Origin of the sequence: Streptomyces syringium (genome assembly GCF_017876625.1) — a bacterium.
Classification (GTDB): Bacteria; Actinomycetota; Actinomycetes; order Streptomycetales; family Streptomycetaceae; genus Streptomyces; species Streptomyces syringius.
Genome location: NZ_JAGIOH010000001.1, coordinates 5,195,750 through 5,211,250 on the forward strand (window position 1 = coordinate 5,195,750; position 15,501 = coordinate 5,211,250).

A 15,501-nucleotide genomic window follows, 5' to 3' on the forward strand; every position below is an offset into this window, starting at 1 on the left:
GCCCACATGCTGGTGCTGACCGTCGGCGAGGACGGCCGCGTCTCCTTCCGGCTGCCCCGCGAAGAGGTCGGACAGGGGCTGACGACGGCCGTGGCGATGCTGGTGGCCGAGGAACTGGACACGGCCGTCGACCGGATCGACATCCGACTGGAGGACGCGCGGCCGGAGTTGCTGTTCGGCCAGTTCACCGGGGGCTCCAACGCCATCCGCTCGCTGTACGGCCCGGTCCGGCACACCGCCGCCGCGGCCCGGGCGCGGCTGGTGCGGGCGGCCGCCGAGCGGTGGGGGATCGCGGCGAGCGGGCTGCGCACCCGGGACGGCGCCGTCGTGGCGCCGGACGGGCGCAGCGCCCCGTACGGTTCCCTCGCGGTCGAGGCCGCCGCCCGCGACCTCGGCGCGATCACCGCCGCACCCAAACCGGAGTCCGCGCACACCCTCGTCGGCACCCCCACCTCCCGCATCGACGCCCGGGCCATGGTCACCGGCCAGCAGCGGTACACCCTGGACCTCGACGTCCCCGGCGCCAAGCCCTGCATGGTGCGCAGACCGCCCACCCTGGGCGGCACCGTGCAGTCCGTGCGGAACGAGGCCGCCGTCCGGGCCATGCCCGGCGTGCTCGACGTCGTCACCGTTCCCACCGGCGTGGCCGTCGTCGCCGAGACCTTCGGGCAGGCGCTCGACGCGAAGAACAAGCTCGACGTCGCCTGGGGGCCGGGCACCGTCGACGGCCTCTCCGACGACGACATCCGCGCCCGGCTGAGGTCCGCGGCCGCACCCCTGGTGGACCTGCCGCCGCTGACCCGGCACATCGACGCCGAGTTCGACTTCGCGTTCGCCAGTCACGCACCACTGGAGACCAACTCCGCGGTCGCGGACGTCCACGCCGACCGGGCGACGGTCTGGTCCGGGCTCAAGGGGCCGATCATCGCCCAGCAGACCATCGCGAAGGAACTCGGGCTGCCCGTCGACAAGGTCACCGTCCACGTGGTGCAGGCGGGCGGCTCCTTCGGCCGGCGGCTGTTCTTCGACGCGGCACTGGAGGCCGCCCGGGTGTCCCGGCGCAGCGGACGCCCGGTGCGGCTGATGTGGTCCCGCGTCGACGACATGCGGCACGGCCGGATGCGGCCCGCCACCCACCACCGGATCCGGGCCACCTACGCGCTCGGCAAGGTGCTGAGCTTCGACCACCGGGTGGCCGCCGTCGAGACCGACTTCCGGCACGGCCTCGGCGAGATCCTCACCGCGACCGCCACGAAGCTGCCCGGCGGCCTCGGCAACGCCGCCTTCGCGCAGACCCTCTTCCACACCACGGTCAAATGTCCCTACCACTTCGGTGTCACCACCCAGCACCTGACCGAAGTGCCGCTGAAGATGCCCACCGCCTCCTGGCGGTCGGTGTACTCGGCGAACACCCGGGGGGCCGAGGAGATCCTCGTCGACGAACTGGCCGCGAAGCTGGGGAAGGACCCGGTCGAGTTCCGCCGCGCGTGCCTGAAGAACCCGGCGCAGCGCGCCGTGCTCGACAAGGTCGCACGCGAGGGCGAGTGGGGACGGCCGATGCCGGCCGGGCACGCGCAGGGGATCGGCTTCCACGAGGAGTACAAGTCCCGCACGGCCTGTCTGGTCGAGATCGACGCGCGCGACCCCGGGAAGCCGCGCGTCACCAAGGCCGTGATCGCGGCCGATGTGGGGCGGCCGATCAATCCGCGCGGGCTGGAGGCCCAGCTGCTCGGCGGGCTGACGGACGCCATCTCCACCACGCTGCGGGCGGGGCTGCACATCGACGAGGGGCTGCCGCTGGAGGGCAGTTACTCGCAGTTCCACTACGCGCGCCAGAAGGACTCCCCACCGGACGTCCGGATCTTCATCATGCCCGCCACGGGGGAACCGGGCGGCGCGGGAGAGCTCGGGGTTGCCGGCCGCCGTCGGCGCGATCGCCAACGCCTACGCCCGGGCCACGGGCACCCGCCCGCGGCGCTTTCCGGTCAACTTCGACGTCGACTTCACCCCGTTCCCCCGCTAGGACCCGTCCGGCGGTTCCCCGGCACGAGCGACCACCGGGCCCGGCGCGGGCCGGAGCCAGAACCCAGGAGCTTCCATGCCCTCCCACACCTTCACCGTCAACGGCCGGTCCGTCACCGTCGACGCCCCCGACGACCTGCCCCTGCTGTGGGCCCTGCGCGACCTGCTCGGCATCCGCGGGCCCAAGTACGGGTGCGGGATCGACGTCTGCAAGGCCTGCACCAGCCATCTGGACGGCGAGGCCGTCAGACCGTGCGTCGTACCCGTCTCCGAGGCCGCGGGCCGTGACGTCACCACCATCGAGGGCCTCGCCGACGGCGACACCCTGCACCCCGTCCAGGAGGCGTGGCTGGAGCAGGACGTCGCCCAGTGCGGCTACTGCCAGCCGGGCCAGATCATGGCCGCCGTCGCCCTGCTGAAGCGGACGAAGAACCCGACGGACGCCGACATCGACGCCATCGCCAACGTCTGCCGCTGCGGCACGTACTTCCGCATCCGCGAGGCCATCCACAGCGCGGCGGCGAAGATGCGCTGACCCGCGCGGGGCGGTCAGCGCTCCAGCCATCCCCGCAGGGTGGCCTGCGCGCCCGCCTGGAAGCGGGTGTCCGCGCCCAGCGCGTCCAGCAGCCCGCTGATGCGGCGCCGGGCGGTGTGGACGTGGACACCCAGCCGACGGGCTATGGCCTCGTCCTTCAGGCCCGCGGCGAGCAGCCCGAGCAGCTCCCTGCGGTGCTCCGAGACCCGGCCGTCACCGCCGGTGCAGCCCAGGGGGACCGCCCGGTCCCAGACCGTCTCGAAGAGGGGGAGCAGCGCGTCGCGCAGCAGGGTCTCCCCGATGACCAGGGCGGAGGCCGCCGGGTCGGTGGTGTCGGCGGGCGGCAGCAGGGTCACCCGGCCGTCGACGGCGATCAGCCGGGTGGGGACCTCGGTGGCGGTGCGCACCCGCACCCCGCGCCCGGCCAGGGCCGTCAGGATCCGCAGCCGGTCGGCGTCGAGGCCGTCGCGCCGGACGGCCATGCGGACCCCGACCCCCCGGGCGGGCAGCGCCTCGACGAGGGTCTCGAACAGCGGGTCCGTCGCCGTGCCACCCGGACAGGGCGGGCGGTCCAGGACGACGACCTCGCGCTCGGCCGAGGCCAGCAGATACGCGGTGCGCTCGGCGATGGCCTCCGCGCCGCAGACGGCCTCCACGCCGCCCCCGACGGCCGTGCTGCCGGCGCCGAGCCGCCCCGCGATGTGGTCGGCCGACAGGCGTAATCGCTCCAGTTCGGCCGATTTCAGATGCAGCTCCGCCTGCCTCCGGTGGATCAGCGTGCGAATGGCGGCGGCCGGCGCCACCGGCCGGGGCAGCGGCCGTGCGCCCCCCGGGCCCGGCGGCGGGCCGGGCAGGGTGAAGCCGTGGTCCCGCAGGAGGACCAGGGCCGCCTCCAACTCCCCATACGGCATGCCGAGTTCATCCGCCAGTGCCGCCGCGTCCGGCGCCCGGTCGCTCAACAGCGCCTCATAGACCCGCTCCTCGGCCTCCCCCAGGCCAAGGGCGTGCAGTTCCGCCCCCTCGATCATGTGAGTGATTGTTACCCCGGGTCTGGAACGCACACAAGTGTGCATGTTCACTACTGAACCCCCCGGCCCCATTGATGAGTTCGCGCCCCACCCAGTTGCATGGCGCTGCCCGGAGATGTCCCGGCGGTCAGGCACGTACGGAGGGAAATCCTTGCGTAAGCCCAGAGCACGTTCAGGAAGACCGAGCATCAAAAGCGGAATATCGGGCGCGGCGGCGCTGCTCGGTGCTGCCGCGCTCGTCGTCACCGCGGTGCCCGCCCACGCGGCGGCACCCGGCCAGAGCCCGGCGGATGTGATCCCGGGGACGGACACCGCGACCCCGGCACTGGTGGACGGCATCCGGGAGGCGGTGAAGTCGACGGGCAGCGCCGCGGACGCCGCGCGCGGACACCTCGCCGACAAGGAGAGCCGCTACCGCATCGCCGACCCGCGCCGCGACCTCAAGCCCGTACAGACGCTGAACAGCGGCGCGGGGGAGACCGTACGGCTGCAGCAGAAGCACCGCGGTGTCGACGTCCTGGGCGGCCAGTACGTCGTGCGGATGGAGAAGAAGGACGGCAAGCGCGTCGTCACCGGCACCTCCGGCAAGTACTTCACCGGCCTGAAGGTCGGCACGGAGGCCGAGATCGGCGAGGAGCTGGCCGTCCGGCGGGCGGTCTCCGCGACCGCCGCCAGGCTCGGCGGGAAGAAGCTGGCCACGAAGGACGCCCCGAAGAAGGGCGCCGCGGCGGCCGCACCCCTGACCGGCACCGCGCGCGGGCTGGTCGTCGTGCCCAGGGGCCCCGGTGTGCTCACCCACCACATCACCGTGCGCGGCACGCACCCCGGCACGGGCGAGCCGGTGCTGCGCGAGGTCTACATCGACGCCAAGGCCGGCTTCCCGGTCCTGGAGTACAGCGGCATCAAGACGTTCGGCTCCCCCAAGTCGGCGGCCGGCAGCGGAACCACGAGCCGGCCGGCCGGCGCCGAGGCCGGTCCCGGCGACGGCGCCGCCGACCCCGGCGTGACGGGCTCCGGCATCCGCTACGACGGCACCGCCGTCGAGCTGGGCCTGACCCAGGACAAGGCGCGCAACCAATACATCATGCGCGACCCCTTCCGGATGGCGGGCGGCAGCAAGAACACCCTCTCCACCTGGGACGCGCGCGGCAAGGACGTCGGTGAGGTGTCCGGCCGCTGGCCCTCGGGCATCAAGGAGTTCGGCTCCGAGACCCCGACCTTCGGCAAGGAGGCCACCCAGGCCGGCGCGGTCGACGCGCACTGGGCAGCGGGCAAGGTCTACGACTATTACAAGAAGGTGCACGGCCGCGACAGCCTCGACGGCCGCGGCATGACCATCAACTCGCTGGTCGGCGTCACCTACTTCGGCGACGCATACGTCAACGCCTTCTGGGACGGCACCAAGATGGTGTACGGCGGCGGCGACGACGAATACAGGACGCTCTCCGCCGACCTGGACGTCGTCGGCCACGAGATGACGCACGGCGTCGTCGAGAACTCCGCCAACCTCGTCTACGCGGGCCAGTCCGGCGCCCTCAACGAGGCGGTCGCCGACTACTTCGGCAACGCCCTCGACGTGGACGCCTCCGGCATGGCCATGGACGACCCGGCCGCCGGGCTGCTCGGCGAGAACCTGTGCCGCACGAAGTCGCCGCGCGACTGCGCCATCCGCGACCTCAACGACGGCGCCACGACGTCGAAGAACTTCCTCGGCGTCGGCTTCGGTACCGACAACGGCGGGGTGCACCTGAACTCCACCATCTTCTCGGGCGCCCTGTGGGACATCCGCGAGGACATCGGCCGGACCCTCGCCGACAAGATCGTCTACAAGGCGCTGACGGAGTTCATGACCCCGCTGGACGGCTTCACCGAGGGCCGTAACGCGGTGCTCGCCGCCGCCAAGGCGCTCAAGGTCTCCACCAAGGACCTGAACGTCGTCAAGCGCTCCTTCAACGCGCACGGCGTCGTCCCGAACTGGGAGCTGGCCCTCGGCGTCGACACCGACCGGCTGCTGGGCAAGCTCAACACCTCGGGCACGGGCGTGGGCGCGGGCGGCGGCTGGTGGACGGCGGCGAAGTCCAACGACGACGGCTCCGAGCCGTACTCGGTCTACGCGGGCCGTGCCGACGGCAAGGGCAGCGCCAAGCTGATCAGCCCCAACGACGGGCGCTACCACGTGAACCCGGCGACGGACGGCAAGTCCGTGGTCTGGACGGCGTACGGACCCACCGGCGTGGACATCCTGTCGCGGCCGCTCGCGGGCGGCCCGATCAAGAAGCTGTACTCCAGCCAGTCCGACCTCGCCGGAGTGCGGGTCGAGGGCGGCGTGGTCGCCTTCGAGAAGATGGAGTTCTTCGCGGGCCGCCACGTCGGCTACCTGCGCGCCGGCGACAAGGAGCCGACCTGGGTGGACGGCGGCCGGGCCGAGCTGGCGACGGGCCTTCCGTCACTGGCCGGCGGCCGGATCGCCTACGCCAAGGTCTACGCCGAGGGCGACACGTACAAGGCCGGTACCGAGGTGCTGGACCTGGCGAGCGGCACCCGGACCCTGATGGCCCAGATCGGCAGCCCCGAGTCCATCGGCCAGACCGGTGTCAACGGCAGCCACGTCTTCTGGCTGGCGGACGAGGTGGGCGACGACGCCGGACAGATGGCGGTGCGCCGCGCGAACCTCGACGGCACGGGCGCCGTCGACCTCAGCAAGGAGAAGGGCGCCGACGCGCTCTTCCCCTACGACCTCACGGCCTCCCAGGAGGCGGTGACCGTCACCGCGCAGCAGCCCGACTCGACCTACCGCAACGAGACGATGCCCAAGCTGTGGCAGTTCCAGGCGGACGGCTCGGGCAAGGGCCGCGTCTCCTGCAACCGCGGTGAGCAGTCCTCGGCGGCGGCCGTGGCCGGTAAGCAGGTGGTGTGGATCGACGGCACCACCGGCACCTCCGACCTGGTGACCCGCACCCGCCCGGCGGGCGCCTGCGGCTGACGGTGAGCCGATAGCCGACCGAGCCGGGCCCCCGGTGCCGATGTGCCGGGGGCCCGGCGTGCGTGGACGCGGTGTGGCGCGAGGCGCCGTGCCGCGTTCTCGCGTGCCGCCGCGTCAGCCGTCCGCGAGCGTGAGCCGGGCGCACGAGCCGTGGCAGCGGTCGTGGTCGCCGGCGGACGCGAGGGAGGTGCCGGGGAAGGCGGCGAGGAGGACGAGCGCGGAGAGCAGTGACAGGGCGTAGAGCAGGGCGGAGAGCGGTGAGGAGGCGGAGGGGTGGCCGCCGGATCCGGGTATGCGGGGCTTGGGGGTGGGCACGGCGTGCCTCCGTGGGGCTCAGTGGGGGGAGAGAGAAGCGCCATTGGTGTGGTCATGCCATTAGGCCACTCATCAACAAAAGTACGGGCGCTGCCACGCTCCGGATAGGCCCCCGCAGTGCTTCCGTTGGTCTATTCCTGCGAAATACTGTCGGAGCTGCGGCGATGACCGTGGATTCGTGAAAATTTCAGCGGCTGAAAAGCTGGAGAGGGCCACTGACGTGCACCAGATCAGTACTCCACCCCCCGAGGACGCCGGCTCGAACACCCTCGGCGGCAGTGGTGTGGACCAGGCGTATCTGGCCCTGGAGCGTGAGCTGGCCGTCTTCCTGCGCCGCGCCCGCGCCTCCTCCGGCGAGATGGCCCGCGCGGTCCACCCCGACCTGGAGGCGGCGGCCTACGGCCTGCTCGTCCGCCTGGAGGACGCCGGCACCCAGCGCGCCACGGACCTCGCCGCCTACTTCGGCGTCGGCAAGGCCACCATGAGCCGCCAGCTGCGCGCCCTCGCCGACCTGGGCCTCGTCACCCGCGCCCCGGACCCCGCCGACGGCCGTGCCTCCCTCGTCCAGCTCACCGAGGAGGGCCGCGCCCGCTTCACCCGCGTGCGCAACGCCCGGCGCGCCCAGTACGTGCACAAGCTCGCCGACTGGGACCGCGCCGAGATCGCCGAGCTGGCACGGCTGCTCCACCAGCTCAATGTGAGCGCGGAGTCGTAGCACGGTGTCGCCGGACGGGCTGGATGTGGCTGAGCTCAGCCACATCCAGCCCGTCCGGCGTTTGAGGACGCGCCCGCAGGGCGCCCGCCGCCGCAGGCGGCAAAGACGGGCCGGCGCCGAGGATCCGCCGGCCAGGCGAGAGGCGCCCGCCGCCGCAGGCGGCACAGACGGCCCGCAGTCCGCAGGACAGACCGCTACGGCTCGGCGTAGAGCACCGCCGCGTCGTCGTGCCGCTTCCCGCGCCGGAAGGCCACGCCCTCGGGGTCGGCCCGCTCCGCCAGCCGCACCCGGTCGATCAGCCCCTGCGGCCCCTCCTTGCGCAGGATGCCGAAGCAGTCGGCCCAGTCGCCCTCCCGGAAGACCTCCACCCAGCGCGTCGCGCCGTCGCTGAGCGCCGCCAGCGCCCGTACGTCCGCCCGCGCGGTGATCCCCGTGACCGCGCGGGCGACGATGTCCGGGTCGGCGGCGGCCGTGAAGAACCCGCCCTCGGCGTTGCGCAGGTCGTCCGTCACCGGCCCCAGGACGCACAGCCGGTCGATGCGGTCGTCCAGCACGGCCGTCACCTCCCCGGCCGGGTCCTCGATGAGCAGGACCGAGTCGGACAGCACCAGATGCTCCACCCCCTCGTCGTCCCAGCGGGCCGCGACGACCGTCGCCTGCGGGGTGCGGGGGTGGGCCAGGTCGCAGGTCCCGCGATGGGCGTCGGCGGTCCGGGTGACCGCCTCCGCCAGGCACTGCCGGAGCGTCAGTTCCCGGCGGGTGACGGACAGTTCCAGCAGGGCGGTGCCCAGGCGGGCCGTGAACCACGGCACGCCGTGCACGCAGCCGTCCCCGCCGGCCGGTGGCGGTGTCACCCCGTCCAGCAGCACCAGCGCGCCGCCCCGGCCGGAGGCGGGCAGGGCGACGGACGCGAAGTCCTCGTTGGGGCGCCGGGGGTCGCCCGGCTCGGTGGCGAGTTCGATGCGCATGCGGCCAGTGTGCCGGACGGGCGAAATCAGCGGCCGTGGGCGCGCATCCTCCCTGCCGGTCCGGCCGTTCTTCAAGCGTGCCGCCCTTGCGGGAGGTTCAACTTCCCACCGACATTCACTCCTTCGAGTGGCCGGGCAGGCGAAGCGCACCTGCCCTACAGAGGTGCTGAAAAGGTCAAATGAGTACCAGGGGTGGGACCGGCGAGAGAAGATTGTGAGCACCGGTGCGGAAGAAGCGGCTTCGGGGCGGGAAGCGCGAACAGCAGACCACGGCGGTGCCGGACGGCACCGCTCACGTACGTAACCGGCTGGTCGCCTCCCTCGCGGCCGTGGCCCTCACGGTCCTCGGGGCGAGTGCCTTAGGGATCGTCGACGCCACCCGCGACCTCACCGACTCCCGGCGGCTCGTCGGCCTCGCGGAGGCGGGCGGCGACGTGGTGGCCCTCGCGCACTCCCTCGCGGACGAGCGCGACGCCATGGTGCTCTATGTGGCCGGCGGGCGCTCCGACACCACCGGGTCCGGCCTCACCGACGAGCTGCGCGACCGCGTCGACCGGCAGCTCCCCGCCGTCCGCGCCGCCGTCCCCGCCGCCGTGCGCGACCGGCTCGACGCGCTCCCCGAGGTGCGCCGCCGGGCGCTGTCCGGACCCGGCGACGCCAAGGCCGCCTTCACCGCCTACAGCGACGCCATCCGGGCCCTGCACGGCGTCCCCGGCACCCTCGCCGAGCGGCTGCCCGGCCCGGGCGGGGTCGTGGCCCCCTCAAGTGCCCCCCGGGCGGCCCTGGTGCCGCTGGGCCGCGCCGTCGACGAGGCCGCCGCCACGCGCGGCCTGCTGCTCGCCGCGCTCGCCACGGGCGGCAAACCGCCCGCGCTCGGCGCCGCCGCCCAGCGGGCGGAGCTCCGCGAGCGGGCCGCGCGCGCCGACTTCACCGACCGCGCCCCCGCCACCGTCCGCGACACCTTCCGCGACACGGTCACCGGCCCGCAGATCACCGCCGCCGATGACTACCTCGCCCGGCTCGCCGCCCACCCGCAGCTCACCGCCGCGGACCTGGCCCTGCCCAAGGACGCCGTCCGCACGGCCCTGACCGCCCGCCTCGACCGGATGCGCGATGTGGAGACCTCCCTCGCCGCCGACCAGATCCCGGCCGCGCGGCAGTTGCGCGACGGCGACCTCAGGGCCCTGGAGCTGCGCGGCGGCGTCGCCGCCGGGTGCCTGCTGCTCGCGCTCTGCCTCGGCCTCGGCTCCGCCCGCTCGGTGACCCGGCCGCTCACCGCGCTGCGGGAGGGCGCCCGGCGCGTGTCCGCCGACCCGGCCGCCAAGGAGCCGGTGGTCACCGGCCGCCGCCGCGACGACGAGTTCGCGGACATCGCCCGCTCCCTCGACACGCTCCGCGAGACCGTCGGCGGCGACCGGGAGCGGATCGCGACCCTGGAGGCCGAGCGCACCCGCCTCATCGGCGCCCGCCGCTCCCTCAACGAGGAGCGGGACGCGCTGCGCGCCCAGGCCCAGGACCTCACCGAGCGGCTCGCCGGGCTCTCCGGCCGGGTGCACGGCACGTTCGTCAGCCTGTCGCTGCGCACCCTCGGCCTGGTCGAGCGCCAGCTGAGCGTCATCGAGTCCATGGAGGCCAACGAGGCGGACCCCGACCGCCTGGAAGTCCTCTTCAAGCTCGACCACCTCGCCACCCGGATGCGCCGCCACAGCGAGAACCTGCTCGTCCTCGCCGGCGCCGAGCACAGCTCCGGACACCACGGGCCGGTACCCCTGCTCGACGTCCTGCGGGCGTCCATCAGCGAGATCGAGCGGTACGAACGGGTCCGGATCCACTCCCTGCCACCGGGCGCCCAGCTCGCCGGGTTCGCCGCGGACGATGTGAGCCACCTGGTCGCCGAGCTCCTGGAGAACGGCACGGCGTTCTCGCCCCCCGACGTCCCGGTGCAGGTATCCGGCTGGCTGCTGGAGAGCGGCGAGCTGATGCTCTCCGTCCAGGACGAGGGCATCGGCATGGCCCCCGAGCGCCTCGAAGAGCTCAACACCCTGCTGGCCGACCCGGATCCGCGCGGGCCCCGGCCCGGCGGCGGCGACCAGCACGACCGCCCGGCCCTGGGCCTCGGGCTGTACGTGGTCGCGCGGCTCGCCGCCCGGCACGGGGTGCGCGTCCAGCTGCGCGACCAGCGGCCGGGCGGTGTCGCGGCGGTCGTGGTGCTGCCCAGGACGCTCCTGCCCGACGGCCCCCCGGTCGTCACCGACTTCGCGGCCGCGCCGCCCGTGCCGGGCGCCTCGGCGCCGCCGCCGGTGCACCTCCCCGGTTCCATCGCCGAGGCCAACTCCCACGAACTGCCGCCCCGTTCACCGCACACGGTCGGCCCCCGGCGGTCCGACCCGCTGATCGAGGCCGCCGAGCGGGCCATCCGGCTCAACGCGATCCCCGGCCAGCAGCCCACGGTGCTCCCCGGCCAGCCGACCATCCCCGGCCAGCCCACGGCCACCGGCCGGCACGCCCGCCACGCGGCCCCGCCGCCACCCCCGCCACCGGCCCCGTCACCACCCCCGCCGGCCGCCCCCGCCCCGCCCGTGGCCCCGGCGCCCGGACCGGCGGCGGACCTCACCGGCACGGGCCTGCCCAAGCGGACACCGAAGACGGTGCCGCGCAAGCCGCCCGCGCCGCGGGTGCGCCAAGGCGTGGACGCGGAGGCGCTGCGGCGCAAGCTCGCCGGGTTCCAACAGGGCGCGCGCGACGGGCGGCGCGATGTGGAAGCCGAGCTGGTGGACCGGGATACTGATCAACACCAAGCGGGGGCGCGGGACGAGGGTGGCACTGTCGAGGAGGCACGCGGTTGACTGCATTTTCCCGGGGGGCGACCCCCGTTACCCCCGCCGGTCCCACGGGCTACGGGCTGAGCAACGAGGCCCGCAATCTGCATTGGCTGCTGACCGACCTCGTCGAGGAGGTGCCCGGCGTCGAGTCCGTCGCCGTCGTCTCCTCCGACGGTCTGATGCTGCTCGCCTCCGACCCGCCGGCCCCCGCCGCCGGAGCCGAACAGCCGGAGAGCCCACGGGGATCCACCGCCGACCTCGCCACCATCGTGGCCGGCCTCGGCAGCCTGACGACGGGCGCGGCGGCCCTGATGGACGGCGGCTTCGTCAAACAGACGATGGTCGCCATGGACGGCGGCAGCCTCTTCGTCATGACCATCAGCGACGGCTCGCTGCTCGGTGTCCACACCTCACCGGACTGCGACATGAGCGTCGTCGCCTACCACATGGCCCTCTTCGTCGGCCGGGCCGGCCACGTACTCACCCCCGAACTGCGCAGGGAGCTGCGCCGGTCGGTGGAGGCGGTTACGTGACCCTCACCCACCCCCTGCCCGTGCGCGTCCCCGAGCGGGCCGCGCCGGGCAGGAGACCGGCGCGGGTACGCCCGTACTCGCTCGCCGGCGGGCGGCACCGCTACGGCCACGTCCTGCGCGTGGAGACGTTCGTGGCGGCGCTCGACGACCCCGGCGAGTGGCCCGAGCCGGTCACCGGCGGGCTGGCCGCCCTGCTCATGCCCGAGGTCCGTGCCGTCATCGGGCTCTGCCGCCGACTGCGGTCGGTCGCCGAGGTGTCCGCGCTGCTGAAGATGCCGCTGGGCGTCGTGCGCGTACTCCTCGGCGATCTGGCCGACCAGGGAAGGATCCGCGTGTACGGCATCGGGTACGGCGGCTGCCGGCCCGACCGCGCGCTGCTCGAAAGGGTGCTGAGTGGACTTTCCGGACTCTGACACGATAGCCGCGAAGGCCGCGGCCCCCGGCGACGAAGGGGAGCCGCAGAGCTGGCAGACCGACCGGTCGCGGGCCCCCGCCGCCACGAAGATCGTCGTGGCCGGCGGCTTCGGCGTCGGCAAGACGACCTTCGTCGGATCGGTCTCCGAGATCACCCCGCTGCGCACCGAGGCGGTGATGACGGTCGCCAGCGAGGGACTCGACGACCTCGTCGCCATCCCGGAGAAGGCCACGACCACGGTCGCCATGGACTTCGGCCGCATCACCCTCGACGCCGAGCTGGTGCTGTACCTCTTCGGCACACCGGGCCAGAAACGCTTCTGGTTCATGTGGGACGACCTGGTGCGCGGGGCGATCGGCGCGGTGGTGATGGCCGACACCCGGCGGCTGACGGAGTGCTTCCCCGCGCTCGACTACTTCGAGAGCTGCGGGCTGCCGTACATCGTCGCGGTCAACCACTTCGAGGGCACCGCCCGGTACGCGCCGGAGGATGTGCGGGAAGCGCTGTCCCTGCCGTCGTACGTGGCGGTGGTCGACATCGACGCCCGGCGGCGGGAGAACGTCGTCGACGCGCTGCTGACCCTGGTCCGGCAGGCCCTCGACGCCGCCCCCGCGTAGCCGCGGGCCCGCGGGACCGGCCGGCCCCGACCTGAGGGAGGCACCACCGGGCAAGGACTTTCGTACCGAGCCAGAGCGGGAGCGAGACAGACCATGCGACGGATCCTCATCGTCGGGGCCGGCCAGTCCGGCCTCCAGCTGGCCCTCGGGCTCCAGTCCAAGGGGTACGACGTGACCCTGATGTCCCACCGCACGGCCGACGAGACGCGCACCGGCCGGGTCATGTCCACCCAGGTCATGTTCGCCACCGCGCTCGACCACGAGCGCGACCTCAAGCTGAACTTCTGGGAGAACCGGGCCCCGCGCATCGAGGGCCTCGGCATGTCCGTGGCCGGGCCCGCCCGCGAGCCCGGCGGCTACCAGCGGACCGTCGACTGGGCCGGCAGCCTCGACGGCTACGCCCAGTCAGTCGACCAGCGCGTGAAGATGGCCGGCTGGATGGACGTCTTCGCCGAGCGCGGCGGCCGGCTCGTCATCCACGGCGCGGCCGTCTCCGACCTGGACTTCCTCTCCCGCCGCTACGAACTGGTGGTGGTCGCGACCGGCAAGGGCGAGCTGGCGTCGATGTTCGGCCGCGACGCCGCCCGCTCGCCGTACGCCGCCCCCCAGCGGTCGCTGGCCGTCGCCTACGTCCACGGGCTCGGCCCGCGCCACGAGCACCCGGAGTACGACGCCATACGGTGCAATCTCGTGCCCGGCGCGGGCGAATTGTTCGTCATGCCCACGCTCACCACCTCCGGCCACGCCGACATCCTCTTCTGGGAGGGCATACCGGGCGGCCCGATCGACGTCTTCCGGGACGTCAGGGACCCGGGCGAGCATCTGGTGCGCACCCTGGAACTGCTGGAGCGTTTCACCCCTTGGGAGTACGCGCGCGCCACGAAGGTCGAGCTGACCGACGCCAACGCCACCCTCGTCGGCCGCTACGCCCCGACCGTCCGGCACCCCGTCGGACGGCTGCCGTCGGGCGGGGCGGTCCTCGGTGCCGGTGACGTCGTCGTGGCCAACGACCCGGTCACCGGCCAGGGGGCGAACCTGGCCGCCAAGTGCGCGGCCTCGTACCTCGAAGCGATCGTCGCGCGTGGTGGCGCGCCCTTCGACGCGGCGTGGATGCAGGCCACCTTCGAGCGGTTCTGGGCCACGGCCCGGCCCGCGACGAAGTGGACCAACGCGATGCTGGCGCCCCCGCCCCCGCACGTGCTGAACCTCATCGGCGCGGCGGGCCGCCTCCAGCCGGTCGCGGACCGCATCGCGAACGGCTTCGACGACCCGGCGGACTTCGAGCACTTCTTCTTCGACTCCGCGAAGGCCGACGCGTTCGTGCGGGACACGGGCCAGGCGGAGGGGGAGGACGAGGACTGAGGGTGCGGGCCGGACGGCGCTAGCGCCCCGGCGCGCTCGCCGAGCCGTACCCGGCGTCCGAACCGGCCCCGGCGCCCGCGGGCGCCTTCGGCGGGACGTAGTCGCGCAGCGGGGCCCTGCCCGCGTCCGGGCGCACCGCGCCGAGCAGCGGGTTCGCCGCTATCGGGGAGACCTTCACGTACGCCCCGGGCCGGGGCGCCTGTATGACCTGGCCGTTGCCGATGTAGAGCGCGACGTGCGTCGCCCCGCCGAAGTAGAGCACCAGGTCACCGGGGCGCAGCTCGTTCAGCGGCACCCTCGGCAGCGACTTCCACTGCTCCTGGCTGGTCCGGGGGATCGCGCCGCCCGCGTGCGCCCACGCCTGGGAGGTCAGCCCCGAGCAGTCGAAGGAGTCCGGTCCCGACGCACCCCACACGTACGGCTTGCCGACCTGCTGGAAGGCGTACCGCACCGCCTTCCCACCGACGTCGGAGGGATTGACCGAGCCGCCGAGCCTGCCCGAGTCGACGAGCTTGCGCTGTGCCTCGGTGATGCCCTGCTGTTCGAGCTTCCGCAGCCGCTCCAGCTGCTCACGGGTCATCGAGGCCAGCAGCCGCTCGACGGCGGCCAGCCGCTTGCGCACGGTGTCGCGCTGCTGCTTCTGCTTCGCGGCGAGGGCTTCCTGCACATTGAGCGCGTCGCGCGCCTGCGAGGCGAGGACTGCCGCCCTCTTCTCGCTGCCCGTGAGGCGTTCGACGGTGGCGGCGCGGCGGCCCGCGGCCCGCTTCAGCTCGTGCCCCTGGTCGAGGGCCTGCCGGGCGTTGCCGCTGAGCAGGAACCGCATGTACGGGGAGAGGGGGTTGTCGACGCCGCGGTACTGCTCCCGGGCCAGCCGCCCCGCGTCGTCGCGGCTGCCGTCGAGGGCGACGCGGGCGTCGGCCAGGTCCTCGTTGAGCTTCTTGACCTTGGCGCGCTGCTTCTTCAGCTTCTCCTCGGTCGCGTTGTACGTCTCGGTGGCCTCTTCGGTCTTCTGATAGAGCGTCTGGAGCTGGCTGAGCAGGGCGCTGACCGACCGGTCGGGGTCGGCGGGCGCGGCGGCCGCCATCGGCGCGGGCAGTACGAGCGTGGCACTCGCGACGAGCGCCGCCGTGCAGACCGCTTGCACGAAGCGTCCTGACCGTCCTGACACAGCTTCACCTCCGGTAAT

The 15,501-nt window shown here is 73.6% G+C and carries 12 protein-coding genes and 1 pseudogene; 9 read left to right on the top strand and 4 right to left on the bottom strand.

Annotation, left to right across the window (positions count from 1 at the left end):
* Positions 1–6 precede the first annotated feature (6 nt).
* Together JO379_RS23300 and JO379_RS23305 are read left to right on the top strand one after the other, a co-directional pair.
* Positions 7–1,788: pseudogene (locus tag JO379_RS23300) on the top strand (xanthine dehydrogenase family protein molybdopterin-binding subunit); the annotation flags it as partial.
* Between the two features lie 310 nt (positions 1,789–2,098).
* The gene (locus tag JO379_RS23305) at positions 2,099–2,557 is read left to right on the top strand and encodes a (2Fe-2S)-binding protein (protein WP_130879906.1); all 459 of its coding nucleotides are present in this window, start codon (positions 2,099–2,101) and stop codon (positions 2,555–2,557) included.
* Positions 2,558–2,571: 14 nt separating this feature from the next.
* On the opposite strand, the gene JO379_RS23310 is transcribed toward JO379_RS23305, so the two are convergent.
* Positions 2,572–3,585 carry a TrmB family transcriptional regulator gene (locus JO379_RS23310; RefSeq protein ID WP_130879907.1) on the bottom strand — a complete coding sequence of 338 codons (1,014 nt, stop codon included), beginning with the start codon at positions 3,583–3,585 and terminating at the stop codon, positions 2,572–2,574.
* A gap of 151 nt (positions 3,586–3,736) precedes the next feature.
* Between JO379_RS23310 and JO379_RS23315 the strand changes: the two genes are divergently transcribed.
* A complete protein-coding gene (locus JO379_RS23315; RefSeq protein ID WP_245381529.1) occupies positions 3,737–6,568 on the top strand; it encodes a M4 family metallopeptidase in 2,832 nt (943 codons plus the stop codon).
* Positions 6,569–6,682: 114 nt separating this feature from the next.
* Here JO379_RS23315 and JO379_RS23320 read toward each other — a convergent pair whose 3' ends face one another.
* A complete protein-coding gene (locus JO379_RS23320; protein WP_130879909.1) occupies positions 6,683–6,883 on the bottom strand; it encodes a hypothetical protein in 201 nt (66 codons plus the stop codon).
* Positions 6,884–7,103: 220 nt separating this feature from the next.
* On the opposite strand from JO379_RS23320, the gene JO379_RS23325 reads away from it, so the two are divergent.
* The gene (locus JO379_RS23325; RefSeq protein WP_184732606.1) at positions 7,104–7,598 is read left to right on the top strand and encodes a MarR family winged helix-turn-helix transcriptional regulator; all 495 of its coding nucleotides are present in this window, start codon (positions 7,104–7,106) and stop codon (positions 7,596–7,598) included.
* A 194-nt stretch (positions 7,599–7,792) separates the two neighbouring features.
* On the opposite strand, the gene JO379_RS23330 is transcribed toward JO379_RS23325, so the two are convergent.
* Complete coding sequence (locus tag JO379_RS23330; protein ID WP_209516821.1) at positions 7,793–8,566, bottom strand: protein phosphatase 2C domain-containing protein; 774 nt, start codon at positions 8,564–8,566, stop codon at positions 7,793–7,795.
* Positions 8,567–8,790: 224 nt separating this feature from the next.
* Here JO379_RS23330 and JO379_RS23335 point away from each other — a divergent pair, with 224 nt between their 5' ends.
* From JO379_RS23335 to JO379_RS23350, 5 genes are all read left to right on the top strand, one after another.
* Positions 8,791–11,412, top strand: coding sequence for a sensor histidine kinase (locus JO379_RS23335; RefSeq protein WP_209516824.1), 2,622 nt, complete (start codon positions 8,791–8,793; stop codon positions 11,410–11,412).
* Positions 11,409–11,921, top strand: a complete 513-nt coding sequence (locus tag JO379_RS33415) for a roadblock/LC7 domain-containing protein (protein ID WP_242626247.1) — start codon at positions 11,409–11,411, stop codon at positions 11,919–11,921. Before JO379_RS23335 ends, JO379_RS33415 begins: the two co-directional genes overlap by 4 nt.
* Positions 11,918–12,334: a DUF742 domain-containing protein gene (locus JO379_RS33420; protein WP_242626248.1), complete on the top strand. Its 417-nt coding sequence runs from the start codon at positions 11,918–11,920 to the stop codon at positions 12,332–12,334. The genes JO379_RS33415 and JO379_RS33420 overlap by 4 nt, the downstream gene beginning before the upstream one ends.
* The gene (locus JO379_RS23345; RefSeq protein ID WP_372449105.1) at positions 12,315–12,953 is read left to right on the top strand and encodes a GTP-binding protein; all 639 of its coding nucleotides are present in this window, start codon (positions 12,315–12,317) and stop codon (positions 12,951–12,953) included. The genes JO379_RS33420 and JO379_RS23345 overlap by 20 nt, the downstream gene beginning before the upstream one ends.
* Positions 12,954–13,046: 93 nt before the next feature.
* Positions 13,047–14,315, top strand: coding sequence for a styrene monooxygenase/indole monooxygenase family protein (locus tag JO379_RS23350; protein WP_130879913.1), 1,269 nt, complete (start codon positions 13,047–13,049; stop codon positions 14,313–14,315).
* Positions 14,316–14,334: 19 nt separating this feature from the next.
* Here the strand turns inward: JO379_RS23350 and JO379_RS23355 are convergent, their stop codons facing one another.
* Positions 14,335–15,459, bottom strand: coding sequence for a C40 family peptidase (locus tag JO379_RS23355; RefSeq protein WP_242626249.1), 1,125 nt, complete (start codon positions 15,457–15,459; stop codon positions 14,335–14,337).
* Between the last annotated feature and the right edge of the window lie 42 nt (positions 15,460–15,501).

What these genes read in the sequence shown, in the direction of transcription:
- JO379_RS23330 (WP_209516821.1), bottom strand. Translation starts at nt 8,566, where the DNA reads ATGCGCATCGAACTCGCCACCGAGCCGGGCGACCCCCGGCGCCCCAAC.
- JO379_RS23310 (WP_130879907.1), bottom strand. Translation starts at nt 3,585, where the DNA reads ATGATCGAGGGGGCGGAACTGCACGCCCTTGGCCTGGGGGAGGCCGAG.
- JO379_RS23305 (WP_130879906.1), top strand. Translation starts at nt 2,099, where the DNA reads ATGCCCTCCCACACCTTCACCGTCAACGGCCGGTCCGTCACCGTCGAC.
- JO379_RS23350 (WP_130879913.1), top strand. Translation starts at nt 13,047, where the DNA reads ATGCGACGGATCCTCATCGTCGGGGCCGGCCAGTCCGGCCTCCAGCTG.